The 17,013-nt window shown below is 71.0% G+C and carries 20 protein-coding genes; 14 read left to right on the top strand and 6 right to left on the bottom strand.

Annotation, left to right across the window (positions count from 1 at the left end):
* Window positions 1–15 precede the first annotated feature (15 nt).
* Together dapC and ABZ911_RS14020 are read left to right on the top strand one after the other, a co-directional pair.
* On the top strand, window positions 16–1,095 hold the full coding sequence (gene dapC, locus ABZ911_RS14025) for a succinyldiaminopimelate transaminase (protein ID WP_358054933.1): 1,080 nt from the start codon (window positions 16–18) through the stop codon (window positions 1,093–1,095).
* A gap of 60 nt (window positions 1,096–1,155) precedes the next feature.
* On the top strand, window positions 1,156–1,824 hold the full coding sequence (locus ABZ911_RS14020) for a DUF4178 domain-containing protein (protein WP_358054932.1): 669 nt from the start codon (window positions 1,156–1,158) through the stop codon (window positions 1,822–1,824).
* 1 nt (window position 1,825) lies between these two features.
* On the opposite strand, the gene ABZ911_RS14015 is transcribed toward ABZ911_RS14020, so the two are convergent.
* Window positions 1,826–2,662, bottom strand: a complete 837-nt coding sequence (locus ABZ911_RS14015; protein WP_358054931.1) for a hypothetical protein — start codon at window positions 2,660–2,662, stop codon at window positions 1,826–1,828.
* Between the two features lie 133 nt (window positions 2,663–2,795).
* Here ABZ911_RS14015 and dapE point away from each other — a divergent pair, with 133 nt between their 5' ends.
* The 3 genes from dapE to ABZ911_RS14000 all read left to right on the top strand — a co-directional run bounded on the left by dapE (window position 2,796) and on the right by ABZ911_RS14000 (window position 5,502).
* Window positions 2,796–3,848 (top strand): succinyl-diaminopimelate desuccinylase, encoded by a 1,053-nt coding sequence (dapE, locus tag ABZ911_RS14010; RefSeq protein WP_358054930.1) that lies wholly within the window; start codon window positions 2,796–2,798, stop codon window positions 3,846–3,848.
* Between the two features lie 263 nt (window positions 3,849–4,111).
* Window positions 4,112–4,906 (top strand): TIGR00730 family Rossman fold protein, encoded by a 795-nt coding sequence (locus ABZ911_RS14005; RefSeq protein WP_358054929.1) that lies wholly within the window; start codon window positions 4,112–4,114, stop codon window positions 4,904–4,906.
* A gap of 11 nt (window positions 4,907–4,917) precedes the next feature.
* Complete coding sequence (locus tag ABZ911_RS14000) at window positions 4,918–5,502, top strand: TIGR00730 family Rossman fold protein (protein WP_358054928.1); 585 nt, start codon at window positions 4,918–4,920, stop codon at window positions 5,500–5,502.
* 48 nt (window positions 5,503–5,550) lie between these two features.
* On the opposite strand, the gene ABZ911_RS13995 is transcribed toward ABZ911_RS14000, so the two are convergent.
* Window positions 5,551–5,832, bottom strand: coding sequence for a hypothetical protein (locus ABZ911_RS13995; protein WP_358054927.1), 282 nt, complete (start codon window positions 5,830–5,832; stop codon window positions 5,551–5,553).
* A 28-nt stretch (window positions 5,833–5,860) separates the two neighbouring features.
* Between ABZ911_RS13995 and ABZ911_RS13990 the strand changes: the two genes are divergently transcribed.
* Together ABZ911_RS13990 and ABZ911_RS13985 are read left to right on the top strand one after the other, a co-directional pair.
* On the top strand, window positions 5,861–6,589 hold the full coding sequence (locus ABZ911_RS13990) for a hypothetical protein (RefSeq protein ID WP_358054926.1): 729 nt from the start codon (window positions 5,861–5,863) through the stop codon (window positions 6,587–6,589).
* The gene (locus tag ABZ911_RS13985; protein WP_358054925.1) at window positions 6,582–7,130 is read left to right on the top strand and encodes a DNA-3-methyladenine glycosylase I; all 549 of its coding nucleotides are present in this window, start codon (window positions 6,582–6,584) and stop codon (window positions 7,128–7,130) included. The genes ABZ911_RS13990 and ABZ911_RS13985 overlap by 8 nt, the downstream gene beginning before the upstream one ends.
* On the opposite strand, the gene ABZ911_RS13980 is transcribed toward ABZ911_RS13985, so the two are convergent.
* Together ABZ911_RS13980 and ABZ911_RS13975 are read right to left on the bottom strand one after the other, a co-directional pair.
* Window positions 7,127–7,903, bottom strand: coding sequence for an enoyl-CoA hydratase-related protein (locus ABZ911_RS13980; protein WP_358054924.1), 777 nt, complete (start codon window positions 7,901–7,903; stop codon window positions 7,127–7,129). The two genes, ABZ911_RS13985 and ABZ911_RS13980, sit on opposite strands and share 4 nt — an antisense overlap.
* Before the next feature lie 10 nt (window positions 7,904–7,913).
* Window positions 7,914–8,690: a PaaX family transcriptional regulator C-terminal domain-containing protein gene (locus ABZ911_RS13975; RefSeq protein ID WP_358054923.1), complete on the bottom strand. Its 777-nt coding sequence runs from the start codon at window positions 8,688–8,690 to the stop codon at window positions 7,914–7,916.
* A 178-nt stretch (window positions 8,691–8,868) separates the two neighbouring features.
* Here ABZ911_RS13975 and ABZ911_RS13970 point away from each other — a divergent pair, with 178 nt between their 5' ends.
* Together ABZ911_RS13970 and ABZ911_RS13965 are read left to right on the top strand one after the other, a co-directional pair.
* Window positions 8,869–9,036 (top strand): DUF3117 domain-containing protein, encoded by a 168-nt coding sequence (locus ABZ911_RS13970; RefSeq protein ID WP_020545024.1) that lies wholly within the window; start codon window positions 8,869–8,871, stop codon window positions 9,034–9,036.
* 75 nt (window positions 9,037–9,111) lie between these two features.
* The gene (locus ABZ911_RS13965) at window positions 9,112–10,515 is read left to right on the top strand and encodes a leucyl aminopeptidase (protein ID WP_358054922.1); all 1,404 of its coding nucleotides are present in this window, start codon (window positions 9,112–9,114) and stop codon (window positions 10,513–10,515) included.
* Between the two features lie 12 nt (window positions 10,516–10,527).
* Here ABZ911_RS13965 and ABZ911_RS13960 read toward each other — a convergent pair whose 3' ends face one another.
* On the bottom strand, window positions 10,528–11,166 hold the full coding sequence (locus tag ABZ911_RS13960; protein ID WP_358054921.1) for an O-methyltransferase: 639 nt from the start codon (window positions 11,164–11,166) through the stop codon (window positions 10,528–10,530).
* A gap of 161 nt (window positions 11,167–11,327) precedes the next feature.
* Here ABZ911_RS13960 and sigE point away from each other — a divergent pair, with 161 nt between their 5' ends.
* From sigE to ABZ911_RS13935, 5 genes are all read left to right on the top strand, one after another.
* Window positions 11,328–11,957 carry an RNA polymerase sigma factor SigE gene (gene sigE / locus ABZ911_RS13955; RefSeq protein WP_358054920.1) on the top strand — a complete coding sequence of 210 codons (630 nt, stop codon included), beginning with the start codon at window positions 11,328–11,330 and terminating at the stop codon, window positions 11,955–11,957.
* Window positions 11,957–12,484: an anti-sigma factor gene (locus ABZ911_RS13950; protein ID WP_358054919.1), complete on the top strand. Its 528-nt coding sequence runs from the start codon at window positions 11,957–11,959 to the stop codon at window positions 12,482–12,484. The genes sigE and ABZ911_RS13950 overlap by 1 nt, the downstream gene beginning before the upstream one ends.
* Window positions 12,481–13,443 carry a sigma-E factor regulatory protein RseB domain-containing protein gene (locus tag ABZ911_RS13945; protein WP_358054918.1) on the top strand — a complete coding sequence of 321 codons (963 nt, stop codon included), beginning with the start codon at window positions 12,481–12,483 and terminating at the stop codon, window positions 13,441–13,443. Before ABZ911_RS13950 ends, ABZ911_RS13945 begins: the two co-directional genes overlap by 4 nt.
* A gap of 73 nt (window positions 13,444–13,516) precedes the next feature.
* Window positions 13,517–15,196, top strand: coding sequence for a trypsin-like peptidase domain-containing protein (locus ABZ911_RS13940; protein ID WP_358054917.1), 1,680 nt, complete (start codon window positions 13,517–13,519; stop codon window positions 15,194–15,196).
* Window positions 15,197–15,309: 113 nt separating this feature from the next.
* The gene (locus ABZ911_RS13935) at window positions 15,310–15,672 is read left to right on the top strand and encodes a sec-independent translocase (protein ID WP_358054916.1); all 363 of its coding nucleotides are present in this window, start codon (window positions 15,310–15,312) and stop codon (window positions 15,670–15,672) included.
* Between the two features lie 50 nt (window positions 15,673–15,722).
* Here ABZ911_RS13935 and ABZ911_RS13930 read toward each other — a convergent pair whose 3' ends face one another.
* Complete coding sequence (locus tag ABZ911_RS13930; protein ID WP_358054915.1) at window positions 15,723–16,865, bottom strand: Mrp/NBP35 family ATP-binding protein; 1,143 nt, start codon at window positions 16,863–16,865, stop codon at window positions 15,723–15,725.
* Window positions 16,866–17,013: the final 148 nt, after the last annotated feature.

The following is a 17,013-nucleotide window of genomic DNA, read 5'->3' as shown; positions in this document are numbered from 1 at the left end:
TGCTGGGGGAGACCCGTGAACAACCTGCCCGACTTCCCTTGGGACCGGCTGCTGCCGTACAAGGAGCGTGCTCTGGCGCATCCGGACGGGATCGTCGACCTGTCCGTCGGCACGCCCGTCGACCCGGTGCCGCAGGTCGTGCGGGACGCGCTGACCGGCGCCGCGGACAGTCCCGGCTATCCGCTCACGCACGGCACACCGGCGCTGCGCGCGGCGGCGGCCGGCTGGCTGCGCCGCAGGCACGGGGTGAGTGTCGACCCGGACGCGGTACTGCCGCTGATCGGCTCCAAGGAGTTCGTCGCCTGGCTGCCCACCTATCTGGGCCTGGGCGCGGGCGACCAGGTGGTGCTGCCGGAGCTCGCCTACCCGACCTACGACGTCGGCGCCAGGCTGGCCGGGGCTACCCCGGTCGCCACCGACGGCCTGCTCGCGCTGGGCCCCTCGGCCGTGCCCCTGGTGTGGGTCAACTCCCCGTCCAACCCGACGGGCAAGGTGCTGCCCGCCGAGCACCTGCGCAAGGTGGTCTCGTGGGCGCGCGAGCGCGGCGCGGTCGTCGCCTCCGACGAGTGCTACATCGAGCTCGGCTGGGAAGAGGAGCCGATCTCGATCCTGCACCCCGACGTGTGCGGCGGCTCGCACGAGGGCCTGCTGGCCGTGCACTCGCTGTCCAAGCGCTCCAACCTGGCCGGGTACCGCGCGGGCTTCGTGACCGGGGACCCGGCGCTGGTCGCGCGGCTGCTGGAGATCCGCAAGCACGCCGGCATGCTCATGCCGGCCCCCGTGCAGGCGGCGATGGCGGCGGCGCTGGCCGACGACGAGCACGCCGAGGAGCAGCGCGGGCGCTACGCCGCGCGCCGGGCGGCGCTGCGGCCCGCCCTGGAGACGGCGGGCTGGCGGGTCGACGACTCCACCGCCGGGTTGTACCTGTGGGCCTCGAACGGGGCCGGCGCGTGGGATCAGGTCAGGAAGCTCTCCGAAACCGGGATTTTGGTCGCACCCGGTGATTTCTATGGAACCGCAGGTAGCGCGCATATCCGGATCGCGGTTACGGCCACCGACGAACGCATCAGTGCGGCGGTGCGCCGGCTCCAGTAGGATCGCGCGGCATGAGCGAGTGAATCAGTAGGCCCTACCGCGAGCGGAGCGAGCTGATCTATGAGCATGACCATCGCGGTCGTACTCGGACTGAGCATCGCCACGGTCATCCTGCTGCTGGCGGCCTTCGTCGCCACCACGCGCCAGGACAGGAAGGGCCGCAGGCCCGCGCCGCCACCTGAGATCCCCCTCGTGCCGGCCCCGCTCGCGGCGCCGGTGACCGCGCCCGGCGTGCTCGGCTCCGACTACGACGATCCCCGCACCATCAAGGTCGGGGACGAGATCGAGTGTCAGGGCCTGCGCTCGCGGGTGCTCGGCGCCATGCACATCTCCTGGCAGGGCAAGCAGTGGACCCAGTACCTCCTGGACGACGGCAGCCGCCGCTACCCCTGGCTGTCGGTCGAGGTGCGCGACGGCCTGCTCTCCACCGACCCGCCGCACCTGGAGGTCCTGCTCTGGGCCGACGTGCCCACCCAGGGCATGATCCCGGCCAAGAGCATGCTCATCATGGAGGGCGTGGAGTTCTTCCCGATCGAGCGCGGCACCGCCTCGTTCAAGTCGGAGGGCGACAGCGGCCAGCCGGACCGCGGCCTCCTCGACTTCGCCGAGTACCGGGCGGCCGACGGGCGGCTGCTGTCCTTCGAGCGTGTCCAGGGCAAGGCCTGGACCGCCAGCTACGCGCAGCCTCTGCCGCCCGGCTCCATCACCTTCGTCAGCCGCGCCCCGTAGGTCAAGACAGCTCCACGTGCCGGTTCGTGGCCTTCCCCGCCTTCCAGCCGTCCTGGCCCCGGTCCGCCGACCAGGTGGCGCCGTCGAAGGCCACCGTGCGCAGGTTGTAGCGCTCGGCGTGGGCCACCGACCAGGCGGCGATGAGCCAGCCGCGCTTGGCGTTCGGCGCGCTGATCCTTCCTCCGTCCGTCTCGGCGGCGCCGAGGGCGCGGATGAGCCCCTTCTGCGCCTCGCCGGTCTTCGGCGTGGGCGCGGGCGTCTGCTTCTTGCCGGGCACGAACGTGCAGCGCACCGCCTTGGGCACCCGGCCGGTGAACGCGGCGGCCAGGATCCTGGCGTCGGCCTCGTGGTCGGCGTAGGCGTAACCGCCCGCCGAACGCTGCACGGCCTGGGCCGCGTCGGCGATGGGCAGCTTGCGGTAGTTCTTCACCTTCACCAGCGCGGCGAAGAACTTGTTGGTGGAGTAGACCGGGTCCATGATCTTCTTCTTGCTGCCCCAGCCCTGCGACTCGCGCTGCTGGAAGACGCCGACCGAGTCGCGGTCGCCGTAGGTGACGTTGAAGAGCTTGGACTCCTGGATGGCCGTCGCGTAGGCGATCACGATGGCCCGCTCGGGCAGTTTGCGGCGGGCCCCGACCACCGCGATCGTCGCCGCGATCTGCGCCTGCTCGATGTCGAGCGTGCGCTCGCCGTCGGGCGTCTTCACGTGGCAGCCCGCCGTGGGCACGAACGGCTCGGCCTTCCTGAGCAGCGTGTACACGCCCACGGCGATGCCCACCGCGAGCACGATGACAATCGCCGCGATGGTGAGGACCCCGAGTGAGAAGCGCCGCCGCACCCTGAGAAACCTACCCGGCCGGACAGACTCCGTGACCATGAGCCAGCGGTATTCCAGCTCGAGCTCCGCCAAGCCCGAGCCGAACGAGGTGCCGCGCGGACGCGTGGTCAACGCCTGAGTAGGGTGGGGTCCCATGCTGGATTTGACGCTGGACGCAGGCGCGCTGACCGCGCAGATCGTGGACATCGAGTCGGTGAGCGGCAATGAGAAGGTGCTGGCCGACGCGGTCGAGGAGGCGCTCAGGACGCTGCCGCACCTGACCGTCGACCGGTCGGGTGACACGGTCGTCGCGCGCACCTCGCTGGGACGGGCCGAACGGGTCCTGATCGCCGGCCACCTCGACACCGTTCCCCTCGCGGGGAACCTGCCCAGCCGCGTCGAGGGCGACCTGCTCTACGGCTGCGGCACCTCCGACATGAAGGCGGGCGTCGCGGTCGCGCTCAGGCTGGCCGCGCTGCTGCCCGCGCCCAACCGCGACGTCACCTACGTCTTCTACGACTGCGAGGAGGTCGAGGCCGAGCGCAACGGGCTGAACCGGGTCGGCCGCGACCACCCCGAGTGGCTCGCTGCGGACTTCGCGGTGCTGATGGAGCCGACCGACGGCGTGATCGAGGGCGGCTGCCAGGGCACCCTGCGCGCCGAGATCACCGTCCGGGGCAAGCGGGCGCACAGCGCCAGGTCCTGGTTCGGGGTCAACGCGATCCACGGCATCGAGCCGGTGCTGGCCAGGCTGAATGCCTACCAGGCGCGGCTGCCGATGGTCGACGGGCTGGAGTACCACGAGGGGCTGAACGCGGTGGGCGTGCACGGCGGCGTGGCGGGCAACGTCATCCCCGACGAGTGCGTGGTCGTCGTCAACTACCGCTTCGCGCCCGACCTGTCGCCTGAGCAGGCGCAGGACCACGTGCGCGAGGTGTTCGACGGCTTCGAGGTCGCCTTCAGCGACCACGCCTCGGGCGCCCGTCCCGGGCTGACCGACCCGGCTGCGGCGGCCTTCGTGGCCGCGGTCGGCGGTACGCCACGGGCCAAGCTGGGCTGGACCGACGTCGCCCGCTTCTCCGAGCTGGGGATCCCGGCCGTGAACTACGGCCCCGGCGACCCGAACCTGGCGCACCAGCAGGGCGAGTACGTGTCGCTGACGAAGATCGCCGAGGGTGAGCGGGCGATGCTCGCCTGGCTGGGCTGACCCCCCACAACGAGAAAGTGGCTTTCCTCGCCGGCCATTTGGCGGGGAAAGCCACTTTCAGTCCCGAGCAGCACCCTCGGCAGTTAGACGCAGCCTCCTGGAAATCCGGTTCCTCCTTTTTTCAAGATTTTTTGCGATCCCTCGTCAGGGTGTCTACCTGGGCAAACGCCTGTATGGCCTAATTTGAGGGCGTGCTGATCTTTCGATGGCCGGGCACTGATGACAGCATGCGCCCACGACTCGCGCGGGCTAGCGTGCTCGGTATGAAGCAGAAACGACCCGAGCGCCGCCAGGGCCAGGTAGTGGTCCGTGGCGACCTCGTCCCCCATTCCACGCACGACCAGCGCCTGCTCGCCCGGCAGGGGTCGGCCGACTGGGTGCACACGGACCCGTGGCGGGTGCTGCGCATCCAGGCGGAGTTCGTCGAAGGATTCGGCCAGCTCGCCGAGCTGCCGCCCGCGGTGACCGTCTTCGGCTCGGCCAGGACCGCCCCGGACAGCGACGAGTACGAGATGGGCGTCTCCCTCGGCAAGGGACTCGCCGGGGCGGGCTACGCGGTGATCACCGGGGGCGGCCCCGGCGTGATGGAGGCGGGCAACAAGGGGGCCGTGGAGGCGGGCGGCGTCTCCGTCGGCCTCGGCATCGAGCTGCCCTTCGAGCAGCGCATGAACGAGTACGTGGACCTCGGGATCGAGTTCCGGTACTTCTTCGTGCGCAAGACGATGTTCGTGAAGTACTCCTGCGGGTTCATCGCGCTGCCCGGCGGGTTCGGCACGCTGGACGAGCTGTTCGAGGCGCTCACCCTGGTGCAGACGCGCAAGGTCACCTCGTTCCCGGTGGTGCTGATGGGGACGGCGTTCTGGGGCGGGCTGGTCGACTGGATCAAGACCTCGCTGCTGGAGACGAAGAAGATCTCGCCGCAGGATCTCGACCTGATCCACGTCACCGACGACGTGGACACCGCGGTGAGCATCATCGTCGAGGCCGACCGGCAACGTTCCAGGCAGCGCGAGGAAGAGCTGGACGCCGCGGCCTCCCACCAGGAGGAGCCCGCATAGGCTGACTCCTCGTGAACATCTGTGTCTATTGCTCGTCGAGCCAGAAGATCGACCGGAAGTACCTCGATCTCGCCGCCGAAGTCGGCACCGAGATCGCCAGGCGGGGACACACCCTGGTCAGCGGCGGTGCCACGGTCTCCTGCATGGGGGCCGTGACCCGGGCGGCCAGGGCCGCGGGCGGGCGCACCGTCGGGGTGATCCCGCAGGTCCTCGTCGATATCGAGGTCGCCGACACCGAGTCGGACGAACTGATCGTCACCGCGGACATGCGGGAGCGCAAGGGCGTCATGGACGCCCGCTCCGACGCCTTCCTGGTACTGCCCGGCGGCATCGGCACGCTGGAGGAGCTGTTCGAGATCTGGACCGCACGGGTGCTCGGGATCCACCGGCGCCCGCTGGTGATCCTGGACCCGTGGGGGCTGTACGCACCGCTGCGGCAGCTCATCGAGGGCATGTACGACCAGGGGTTCACCCGGCCCGACGTCTTCGACGCCATCTCGTGGACGGCCACGGTCGCCGACGCCTTCGAGTACCTCGAACGCCAGGGCGTCCCCCTGGACCCGAGCGTGGAGGAACTGAACGAGGCGGTCGGCTGACCGGGCCGCTTCACCTGCGGTTCGGGCCGCGTCCTATGGTGCGGGCGGTCAGGCGAGGCCGCGGCGGGTGAGGGTCGGGGGGCGGCGGCCGGCCAGGGATTCGGTCATGTCCAGGGCGAGCCGTACCTGGGCGGTGTGTTCCGTGACGAAAACCCGCGCGCCCAGCCAGCAGTGGACCGAGGCCGCCGCGAGCGCGGCGTCGAGGTCGGCGGGCAGCGTGACCAGCACGGTCACGCCGGAGCGAGCCAGTTCGGCGGTCTGCGCGGGGGTGCGTGCCGTGGCCCACGCGTCGTCCACGGGCGCGCCGGGCGCGAGCACTACAGGCCTCATGTCGCAATCGTACGAGTACGATGCCCGTGTGCTGGTCGTACTCGCCATCGCCGCACTGGCGATTCTCGCCTGCGTGGTCCTGGTCTCACTTGGCAGGGGCGGGGAGCTGACCGAGTTCCCGCCGGACGTTCCGCCGCTCGCGCTGCCCGAACCGGGGCAGTTGACGGCGGTCGACGTCATGGCGCTGCAGTTGCCGGTCAATCTGGTGGGTTATCACACGCAGAGCGTCGACGAGACGCTGCGCCGCGCGGCGACCGCCCTCAGCGCGCGCGACACCAGGATCGCGGTGCTGGAGCAGCGGGTCTCCGAGTTGCTGGCGAACCGGCTGCAGGCCCGCCAGGAGGCCTGCGCGGGCCCCGGCCAGGGGCCGCGCACCGAACACCGCCCCGAGCCGCCGAACGGCCGCCTGGAGCTGTCCGACGACCAGCCCGCCGGGGAGTTCGACCCACTCGACGAACAGGCCCCCGAAGAGGCCGCCCAGGACACCACCGAGAGCGAGCCCGACCACACCGTGACGAACGCTGACAAATCGGTCGAGCCAGCCGCCACCCAACCGAGCACCACCGAGCCGGACACCGTCGAGCCGGACACGGATGCGCCCGCCGCGCAGACCGCGCCTGCTGCGAGCCCCTCCGGAACGAGCCCGAGCCCGAGCCCGAGCACGTACACGCAGCGAGCCTCGTCGGGTGGCGGGAGGTCGGACAGGGAGGCGGAGAGCGACTCCGGAAGTTCGGGGGGAGGGTTCTCCGATGACTGAGGTGATCCGCTGCGCGTGGGGGACCATGACGCCGCTGTATGTCGCCTATCACGACGAGGAGTGGGGTCGCCCGGTCCACGGTGACGACCGGGTCTTCGAGCGGGTGACGCTGGAGGCGTTCCAGTCGGGGCTGTCGTGGCTGACGATCCTGCGCAAGCGGGAGAACTTCCGCGCCGCCTTCGACGAATTCTCCATCCCGAAGGTGGCCGCCTACACCGAGGCCGACGTCGAGCGCCTGCTCGGCGACGCGGGCATCGTCCGCAACCGCGCCAAGATCGAGGCCGCCATCGCCAACGCGAAGGCCGCCCAGGACCTCCCGGACGGCCTGTCGGACCTGGTGTGGCGCTTCGCCGACCCCGACGCGCCCACGCCGAAGACGATGGCCGACGTGCCGGCGATCACACCCGGCTCCAAGGCCCTGGCCAAGGAGCTGAAGAAGCACGGCTTCCGCTTCGTCGGCCCCACCACCGCCTACGCCCTCATGCAGGCCATCGGCCTGGTCAACGACCACATCGAAGGCTGCGTGGCGCGAACCGCCTAGCGGCCGTGGAAGACGGGCCGCTCCTTGGCCAGGAACGCCCGGGTGGCGGCCAGATGGTCCTCGGTGGCGGCGCACTCGTCCTGCAGGGCGGCCTCCAGCTCCAGCGTCTCCGCCAACCCGTGCGAGGCGGCGAACGCCAGGGCCCTCTTGGTGGCCGCATACGCCTTCGTCGGGCCCTGCGCCAGCCGTACGGCCAGTTCCGTGGCGGTCTTGAGCAGGTCGTCGGCGGGGACCACGCGTGAGACCACGCCGAGTTCGAGCGCGCGGGCCGCGTCCAGCGGCTCGCCGAGCAGCAGCAGCTCGGTGGCGCGCGCGGGCCCGACCAGGCGGCGCAGCGTCCAGGAGGCGCCCGAGTCGGGCGCCAGCCCGATCCCGCTGAAGGCCATCGCGAACTTGGCCCGCTCGGCGGCCACCCGCAGGTCGCAGGCGAAGGCCAGCGACGCCCCCGCGCCCGCGGCGACCCCGTTGACGGCGGCGACGACCGGTTTGCCCATCGTGGTGATCAGCTCGACGATCGGGTTGTAGTGCAGGCGCACGGTGTCGGCCAGCCCCTTGCCCGCCTCCAGGTTCGTGGCGTGCTCACGCAGGTCCTGGCCCGCGCAGAAGGCCCGCCCGGCGCCGGTCAGCAGCACCGCCCGCACGTCGTCGCCGGCCGCGGCCGTGCGCAGCGCGTCGAGCAGCGCGGACTTCAGCGACACGGTCAGCGAGTTCATCGCGTCGGGGCGGTCGAGCGTGATGGTGGCCACGGCGTCGGACACGTCGTATCGGATCACTGTCGATCTCCTAGAAGAGGTTGCGGTCGACGAAGGCCGACGCGGCGGGCAGCAGCCTGGCGGCCTCCTGGTCGAAGTAGGCCCTGGCCTTCTCGCCAGGCCAGCCGGGTGGCAGCAGCTCGCCGGGCAGCCCCGGGTCGCGGAACAGGAAGTTGCGCCATCCGTGCACCAGTCTGCTCCGGACCGCGAAGATCTGGGCGCCCGGGGCGTCCTCGGGCAGGCCGCCGATGAGCTCGACTGCCTCCGACAGCCACCGCTCGTAGGCGGCGCCGATGGCGTCCAGGTCCCAGGCGCGGGCGACCAGTTCCGACGGGTCCCCTTCGAGCGCCGCGTCGAAACGGTCCGCGCGGATGCTCTCGGTCTCCAGCAGCGCGTCGAGCTCGGGGGAGGATCGTGGACCGATCCAGGTGGTCTCCGAAAGGGCGGCGTAGCCGAGGAAGACGAGGTCGGCCCGGAGCCGTTCGCGGCGCGGACGCTCCCTCACCGGCTCCAGAACGATCAGATGCCAGCGGCCCGGCCAGGTGATCGTCCCGGCTCGGTAAATTCTCAGCGCCGCCTCGTCCAGACGGCGGGCGCACTTCGGAGTGATCGCGTAGCCGGGCCCCTGCGGCAGCTTCACGCGGTCCAGCCAGTCCTGCCTGACCATCCGCGAAACGGCCGTACGCACGGCGGGAGCGGCGATTTCGAGCGGGGCTAGTAGTCTGACGAGCGCGGCCACGGAGGCCCTGCCACCTCTCGAACGCAGGTGGTCCCCATACAGGTCGAAGAGCGCTGCGCGTGCGTTCACAAGGTCCAGTTTGGCCGCCTTCTCGACCTCCGACAACGCATTCTGGGAGGAGATCGTTACCCACCAGGGCCCTCTATGCGGGAGAATAGGACATCACAGAAGACGTGAATGCGTCGGCCACCCTCGCGGCTGGTCGGAAATCGCAACCGCGGAGCCCATGGCAGGAAGGGATACACGCATGGCGGCGATGAAGCCGCGGACCGGCGATGGTCCGCTGGAGGTCACCAAGGAAGGGCGCGGCATTGTCATGCGGGTTCCGCTCGAGGGTGGCGGCCGGCTCGTCGTGGAGATTTCGGCTGACGAGGCGAAGGCCCTAGGCGAAGCGTTGAAGAACGTCGTCGGCTGATCTCCCGCCGACCGCCCAGCATCTGATCGACGGCCCTGGCGTTCCGCGCCGGGGCCGCTCACGTTTGGAGTACCTGTGCCCATTGAGACCACGACCGGGGTGGTCCCTGAGGCTCCGGCGCAAGCCGAGCTACTCGCCGTGCCGTACGACGCGGCCCTGACCCCGGTGTTGCACGAAGACCTGCCGGTGCCGGTGGCCGCGCTGCTGGCGCACCACGAGGCCAAGGGGGAGGCAGGCGAGATCGTAGAGGTCCCCGTCACGCGCGGGGAGGGCGTGGGCAGAGTCCTGCTGTACGGCGTGGGCGACGGCTCGCCGAAGGCGCTGCGCAAGGCGGCGGCCGCCCTGATCCGCAAGGTGAAGGGCAGGGCGCGGCTGGTCGTCGTGCTCCCCGAGGGCGACGCGGCGGCCTTCACCGAGGCCGCGCTGCTCGCCGCCTACACCTTCACGATCGGCGCCGACCGCACCAAGCCGGTGGCCGAGCTGGTCTTCGCCGGCTCCGCCGAGGACGAGGTACGGCGCGGCGACCGCGTCGCCCGCGCCGTCGCGCTGGCCCGCGACCTGGCCAACACGCCCGCCTCCGAGAAGACGCCGATCTGGCTGGCCGAACGGGCCGCCGAGCAGGGCGTGCCTATCAAGGTGTGGGACGAGGAGCAGCTGGCCGCCCAGGGCTTCGGCGGCCTCGTCGCGGTCGGCCAGGGCTCGGCGAACCCGCCCCGGCTGATCCAGCTCTCCTACGCCCCCGAGGGCGCCGAGCGGCACATCGTGCTGGTCGGCAAGGGCATCACGTTCGACTCGGGCGGCCTGTCGCTCAAGCCGACCGCGAACATGAAGACCCAGAAGACCGACATGGCCGGCGGCGCGGTCGTGATCGCGGTCCTCGGCGCGCTGGCCGAGCTCGGCGCACCGGTCCGGGTCACCGGCCTGATCGCCGCCGCCGAGAACATGCCCTCGGGTACGGCCCAGCGCCCCGGCGACGTCATCACCCCCTACGGCGGCCGGACCGTGGAGGTGCTGAACACCGACGCCGAGGGCCGGCTGGTGCTGGCCGACGCGCTGGCCTACGCCGACGACGTGCTCGACCCGGACGCGATCGTGGACATCGCCACCCTCACCGGGGCGATCAGCGTGGCGCTCGGCCGGAACATCGGCGCGGTCTACGCCTCCGACGAGGACCTGGCCGGGGAGCTGATCGAGGCGGGCCGGGCCAGCGACGACCGGCTGTGGCGGATGCCGCTGATCGAGGACTACCGGCCGGCGCTGGAGTCGTCGGTGGCCGACCTGGCGAACGTCGAGAGCGGCTCGCGCTACGGAGCCGGGTCCATCACGGCGGCGCTGTTCCTGCGTGAGTTCACCGGCAAGCGGGCGTGGGCGCACCTGGACATCGCGGGTGTGGGCCGCAGCACTGTGGACGAGGGCGTGCTGTCCAAGGGCGCGACGGGGTTCGGCGTGCGGGTGCTGCTGGAGTGGCTGACCCGGTAGTGCGGGCCGTACTCAGTCGGCGAGTTTGACGGCGGCCAGCAGGCCGTCGCCGAGCGGCATCATCAGCGGGCGCAGGCGGTCGTCCGCCTGCACCAGCTTGCCCAGCTCGCGCACCGCGACCGTGTCGGGGTCGCGCTGGGCGGGGTCGGCCACGCGGTCGTGCCACAGGGCGTTGTCGAAGGCCACGATGCCGCCCACGCGGAGCAGGCGGATCGCCTCGTCCAGGTAGTCGACGTACTCCTGCTTGGCCGCGTCGGCGAAGACCAGGTCGTAGCCGCCGTCGGACAGGCGGGGCAGCACGTCGAGGGCGCGGCCCACGATCAGCCTGATCCGGCCGCCGGAGAACCCCGCCTCGGCGAAGGTCTGCCGGGCCAGGCGCTGGTGCTCCGGCTCGACGTCGACGCTGGTCAGGGTGCCGTCCTGGCGCATGCCGCGCAGCAGCCACAGGCCGGACACGCCGCAGCCCGTGCCCACCTCGACCACGGATCTGGCGTTGATCGCCGTGGCGAGGAAGCAGAGCGCGGCGCCGCCTCCGGGAAGGATGGGCGGCGCGCCCATCTCCTGGCCGCGCTGCCGCGCCGCGTACAGCAGCTCATCTTCCTGATGAAACTGCTCCGCATAGGCCAGAGTGGCCTCTACCGGGCTGGTCAACGGCCTCTCCCTCCCACTTCCGTGCATTTGGTCACCGTTCGCAGCCTAGGGGAGACACGCCCGGACGGGAACTCAAGCCGGTCCCAACGCGTTGCAGGTTTAAACGGGCTTTGCCGGTCCTCAAGGTAGGCAGTGCGCACGAAGGGACGAAACCAGGCACTATGGCGGTAGCGGTGGTCCCCAAGAGAGGAGTGCTGGTGGAGGAAAGCAGCCACCAGGCCGATACTCCCGTGTCTGATTGGACGCCTCCCACCTGGGAGGAAGTCGTGCGTACCCATTCCGCACGCGTGTATCGACTGGCTTACCGGCTGACCGGCAACATCCATGACGCGGAGGACCTCACCCAGGAGGTCTTCGTCCGGGTCTTCCGGTCGTTGTCGAGTTATACGCCCGGCACCTTTGAAGGCTGGCTGCACCGGATCACGACGAACCTGTTCCTCGACATGGCGCGGCGCAAGCAGCGCATCCGCTTCGAGGGGCTGGCCGACGACGCGGCCGAACGGCTGCGCGGACGCGAGCCGTCGCCCCAGCAGGCCTGGGACGACGCCCACCTCGAACCGGACATCCAGGCGGCGCTCGACGCGCTGGCCCCGGAGTTCCGGGCGGCGGTCGTGCTGTGTGACATCGAAGGACTGTCGTACGAGGAGATCGCGGCCACGCTCAGCGTGAAGCTGGGCACGGTCCGCAGCAGGATTCACCGTGGCCGGGCACAGTTGCGAGAGGCGCTCGAGCACCGGGCTCCCCGCAGCCCTGAACTCCCCCCGACCGTGACCCGTGGGGAGGAAGTCTGATGGCTCATCTTGGTGAACGCGTGTCCGCGCTGGTGGACGGAGAGCTGCGGCACGCCGAGCGCGAGCGCGCGCTGGCACACCTGACCTTCTGTGCCGACTGCAGGGCGGAGGTCGAGTCGATGCGGGCGCTGAAGTCGCGCCTGCGGTCGCTCGAAGGTCCGCCGATGCCTGCGGACCTGGCCATGTCGTTGCTGCGGATGTCGGAGCCCGGCGGCCCGATGCCGCCCCGCGAGCGCCCTTTTCCGCGCACCTTCGAGGGCGTGCCGATCCCCGGGCCGCACAGCATCGCGCCGCTGGACAACCGGCCGCGCCGGGGCCCTTTCGGCTCCTCGGGCCCTGGGCGCGGTAGCCGTCGGCGCACCTCCTATGTGGCGGTGGGCGTGGTGTCCGCCGCCGTCGCGCTCGGCACCCTGTTCGTCGTCGGCGGCCAGGACTCCGGCCCGACGGTGACCCCGCCGGTCCCGGCCTTCAACCAGATCCACAAGACCACCGTGCCCTACAGCGACCCGCCGACCGCCACACCATGATCCGGCTGCCGGCAGTCCTGCTGCTGGCGCTCCTGGTCTTGCTGGGGCAGGGCGGTCAGGCGTGGGCGACCCCGGACGACGCCGAAAGCGAGGACACCGGCCTTCCCCTGCTCAGGAAGTCGGCGCAGGCCGGGCGCCTGCAGTCCTACTCGGGCACGCTGTTCAGCACCTCCGGCAAGGTCGTCCGGGTCAGCAACTCCTCCGGCGGGATGAGCGTCGACCGGCGGGCCGTGGACCCGGCGACCCTGGAGGGCGGCCTGCTGGCCCCCTCGGAGGGCATGCTCCGGACGCTCGCCGCCAACTTCCAGGTCCTCGTCGGGGGCGGCGCGACCGCCTGCGGCCGGAGCGCCCGGCTGGTCGAGGCGCTCAGGTCCGACGGCAGGCCCGCGGCGCGCTTCTGGATCGACGACGTCAGCGGCCTGCTGCTGCGTCGCGAGGTCCTCGACGGGAGCGGGCGGGTGGCCGGGGCCGAGGCGTTCGTGGACGTGGACATCGCGGTCGCGCGTGACCTGCCGCCCGCCGCCGCGGGCAGTGCCCCCGCCGTCGACTCCGACGCCCTGGCCCGGCTCAGGGCGGGTGGCTGGCAGTTCCCCAATCTCCTGCCCGGCCGCCTGGAACTGTTCGACGCCGGAGAGGCCGAGGGATTCCTGAAACTGGGATACTCGGATGGGCTATCCGTTGTGTCCGTGTTCGTACAGCGGGGCAGGCTCGATGAGGAACGGCTGAAGGGGTGGCGTAGTCAGCGAAGCGACGGGCATACGATCTGGGTTCGGGAATCTGCCGGACTGGAGCTGATCTGGGCGAGTGGGGGCCATGTCTACACCGTGTTCGCCGACGCGCCCGCCGACGTGGTCGAGGCCGCGGTCGCGGGCCTGCCGCACGAGGCAGAGCCGGGCTTCTGGGCTCGGCTGGGCCGGGGCGCCGACCGGGTGCTGTCCTGGGTCAATCCGTTCGCTTGACGCTCGCTTTACGTCTCTCGTATGCCGCCCGCGCGAAAATTGCGGCGTCCGAACAAGGAGTGGTGAGAACTAGATGACCGACGAGACGCGCCCGGACGAAGGACGCACGCCGTCGGACCTCCCTGAGCCGCAACGGCCCGACTTCCTGCCGGCCGACGAGCAGCGCACCACCGGGGATCCGCAGGACAGGGCGCAGACCGAGCAGCTCGTGTGGAGTTCGGCCGCCGAGCCCCAGCCCGGATCGAGGCCGACATTCGAGAGCCCCTCCGGCTGGGGGGACCCTTCGGGACGCTCCGGCGACACCGCGATCTTCAGCAGCCCCGACGGCGGGCCGCGGGGCGGGTACGGCTCGGGCGCTCCCAGTCCGGGTGGGTACGGCTCAGGCGCTCCAGGTTCGGGTGGTTACAGCTCGGGCGCTCCCGGCTCGGGAGGCTCTGGCCAGGTTTATGGTGATGCGTCCTTCGGTGACTCCGGCTTCTTCTCCGGGCCTGGCAACGGTTCCGGCCATGGGGGTTCGGGCGCTGGATTCGGCGGGCCGCCTCCACCGCCGCCCGGTCAGGCGCTCGGGCTGGGCGCGGGCTGGGCGCCGCCTCCGCCGCCGAGCGGTGGCGGTGGGGCCGGTGGTGCTCGCCGTACCCCTGGAACGGGGGTGCTCGTCGTTCTCGCCATCGTGATCGCGCTGGTCGCCTCCACGCTCGGCAGTGTCGGGACCTACCTGCTGACCGGGTCGCGGTCCGGCACCGATCCGTCCTTCTCGCTCGGGCCCGCGCCCGCCGGGAACACCGTCAGGGCGCCCGACTCCGTCGCGGGGGTGGCCTCGCGGGTGCTGCCCAGCGTGGTCTCGCTGGAGGTCGAGAGCGGCGCGGACGGCGGTACCGGGTCGGGCTTCCTGATCAAGGGCGGTTACGTCGTCACCAACAACCACGTGGTCGCCATGGCCGCGCAGGGTGGCGAGATCCAGATCGTCTTCAACAACCGCAAGTCCACCACCGGCCGCATCGTGGGCACCGATCCGGGCTCCGACCTGGCCGTGGTGAAGCCGGAGGAGACGTTCGGCACGCCGGAGATCACGCTCGGCAACTCCGACGAGGTCGTCGTCGGCGACCCGGTCATCGCCATCGGCTCGCCGCTCGGCCTGTCCGGGACCGTCACCACCGGCATCGTGAGCTCGCTGAACCGCCCGGTGCGGGCCGGTGAGGCCAACGACCCCGACCCGGCCTTCATCAGCGCCATCCAGACCGACGCGGCCATCAACCCGGGCAACTCCGGCGGCCCCCTGGTCAACGCCAGGGGCGAGGTGGTCGGCGTGAACTCGGCGATCGCCACCCTCAGCCGCGCGGTCAACGGGCAGAGCGGCAGCATCGGCCTGGGCTTCGCGATCCCGGTCAACCAGGCCAGGCGGGTCGCCGAGGAGATCGTCACCACCGGCAAGGCCCGGCGGTCGAGGATCGGCGTGGTGCTCGACCAGAGCTTCCGCGGTGAGGGCATCCGCATCGCCTCCCAGCCGAGCGAGGGCCGCCAGCCGGTCGAGCCGAACGGCCCCGCGGGCAAGGCGGGCCTCAAGGCGGGCGACGTCATCGTGGAGATGGACGGCCTGAAGCTGCAGGACGGCGACGAGCTGATCGCGCTGATCCGCAGCAAGGCGCCGGGATCCAAGATCAACCTGACCTACAAGCGGGGGTCCCAGGAGAAGACGGTCACGGTGACCGTCGAGGCGGAGACCGAGCCCACGCCCACGCCCACCCGGTCATGACCACGGGATTCGTCCGGGCGGGAGTGCGGCGCACCATCCGCCCGGACGAACCCTTAGTCTGGAACTTGTCGGGGTTGTCCCCGAGCGCGGTTGGACGGCGGTAGGAGCTCAGGGTGTTCGGACTCGGTTGGCTTGAGGTCGGGGCGCTTGCGGTCATCGCGCTCCTCGTCTTCGGCCCGGAGAAGCTGCCGCAGGCGGCGGCGCAGGCCGGCAAGACCCTGCGCAACCTGCGCCGGATGGCCAACAACGCCCGCGACGACCTGCAGGCGGGGCTCGGCCCGGAGTTCTCCAACTTCGATCCGGCCGACCTGAACCCGAAGAACTTCGTCCGCAAGCACCTGATCGACGACATCGACGACGACTGGAACCGCAAGAGCGCCTCGGAGCCGGCGATGGCGCCGACCGCTCCGGAGGAGCCGACGACGCCGCAGCTCGGATACGGCGAGATCCCGCCCTACGACTCCGAGGCCACCTGAACGCATGAGAGAGCCCCGTCGCACCGGTGCGACGGGGCTCCTTGGTTGTCTCAGCGCCCCGCGGGGGACAGGCCCAGTTGCAGGCCCTTGATGCTGGATCCGCGCTTGCTGAGCGTGCTCGCGATCGAGCGCAGCTCCGTCGCGGCCGGGGCGTCGGGGTCGGTCAGGACCAGTGGCTTGCCCTCGTCGCCGCCCTCGCGCAGGCGGGTGTCGAGCGGGATCTGGCCGAGCAGCGGCACCCGGGTGCCGAGGGTACGGGTCAGTGCGTCGGCCACCGTCTGGCCGCCGCCCTCGCCGAAGACCGGGATGCGCTCCTCGCAGTGCGGGCAGGGCAGCCAGGACATGTTCTCGATGACACCGGCGATCTGCTGGTGCGTCTGGGCCGCGATGGACCCGGCCCGCTCGGCCACCTCGGCGGCGGCCATCTGCGGGGTGGTGACGATCAGCAGCTCGGCCGAGGGCAGCCGCTGGGCGACGGAGATGGCGATGTCGCCGGTGCCCGGCGGCAGGTCCAGCAGGAGGATGTCGAGGTCGCCCCAGTAGACGTCGGCGAGGAACTGGTGCAGCGCCCGGTCCAGCATGGGGCCGCGCCAGACGACGGCGGAGTTGCCCGGCGGCTTGAACATGCCGACCGAGATGACCTTGATGTCATGCGCCACCGGCGGCATGATCATGTCTTCGACCTTGACCGGGCGCTCGGCCGCGCCGAGCATCCTGGGCACGCTGTGGCCGTAGATGTCGGCGTCGACGATGCCGACCTTCAGCCCGTTGGCCGCCATCGCCGCGGCCAGGTTGACCGTCACGGAGGACTTGCCGACGCCGCCCTTGCCGCTGGCCACCGCGAACACGCGGGTCAGCGAGCCGGGCTGGTTGAACTGGATCTCCTTCTCGGGGCCGCGGTCGCCGCGCAGCTTGGTCTGCAGCGTCTTGCGCTGCTCGGTGCTCATGACGTCGAGCTCGATCCGCACGTCGCTCACGCCGTCGAGCCGGGAGACGGCCGCGGTGGAGTCACGGATGATCGTGTCCTTCATCGGGCATCCGGCGACGGTCAGGTAGATGCCGACGCGCACCGCGCCCTCGGGCGAGATGTCGATGCTCTTGACCATGTCGAGGTCGGTGATCGGCCTGCGGATCTCGGGGTCGTTCACGGTCGCCAGTGCGGCCGTCACCTGGTCCTGTGTAGGTGCTGCCATCGAAGTCTCGGCACGCCGTTTCCCGTCGGCGACGGGGGGATGCCGTCCCTCCTTTGTCTGTATGGTGACAGGCGTCGCGACGCCCACATCTATGCGGAAACCGATCCCGGAACCGGGAGCGGGCAAGTCACGGTTCCATCGTACGAAC

The sequence above is a fragment of the Nonomuraea sp. NPDC046570 genome (assembly GCF_040645915.1).
Lineage (GTDB): Bacteria > Actinomycetota > Actinomycetes > Streptosporangiales > Streptosporangiaceae > Nonomuraea.
Note: the sequence above shows the minus strand (reverse complement) of the source record. Positions and strands in the feature narration are given on the sequence as shown.

What these genes read in the sequence shown, in the direction of transcription:
- ABZ911_RS13985 (WP_358054925.1), top strand. Translation starts at nt 6,582, where the DNA reads ATGACTGAGGTGATCCGCTGCGCGTGGGGGACCATGACGCCGCTGTAT.
- ABZ911_RS13930 (WP_358054915.1), bottom strand. Translation starts at nt 16,865, where the DNA reads ATGGCAGCACCTACACAGGACCAGGTGACGGCCGCACTGGCGACCGTG.
- sigE (WP_358054920.1), top strand. Translation starts at nt 11,328, where the DNA reads ATGGCGGTAGCGGTGGTCCCCAAGAGAGGAGTGCTGGTGGAGGAAAGC.
- ABZ911_RS13950 (WP_358054919.1), top strand. Translation starts at nt 11,957, where the DNA reads ATGGCTCATCTTGGTGAACGCGTGTCCGCGCTGGTGGACGGAGAGCTG.
- ABZ911_RS13940 (WP_358054917.1), top strand. Translation starts at nt 13,517, where the DNA reads ATGACCGACGAGACGCGCCCGGACGAAGGACGCACGCCGTCGGACCTC.
- ABZ911_RS13945 (WP_358054918.1), top strand. Translation starts at nt 12,481, where the DNA reads ATGATCCGGCTGCCGGCAGTCCTGCTGCTGGCGCTCCTGGTCTTGCTG.
- ABZ911_RS14020 (WP_358054932.1), top strand. Translation starts at nt 1,156, where the DNA reads ATGAGCATGACCATCGCGGTCGTACTCGGACTGAGCATCGCCACGGTC.
- ABZ911_RS13970 (WP_020545024.1), top strand. Translation starts at nt 8,869, where the DNA reads ATGGCGGCGATGAAGCCGCGGACCGGCGATGGTCCGCTGGAGGTCACC.
- ABZ911_RS13995 (WP_358054927.1), bottom strand. Translation starts at nt 5,832, where the DNA reads ATGAGGCCTGTAGTGCTCGCGCCCGGCGCGCCCGTGGACGACGCGTGG.
- ABZ911_RS14005 (WP_358054929.1), top strand. Translation starts at nt 4,112, where the DNA reads ATGAAGCAGAAACGACCCGAGCGCCGCCAGGGCCAGGTAGTGGTCCGT.
- dapE (WP_358054930.1), top strand. Translation starts at nt 2,796, where the DNA reads ATGCTGGATTTGACGCTGGACGCAGGCGCGCTGACCGCGCAGATCGTG.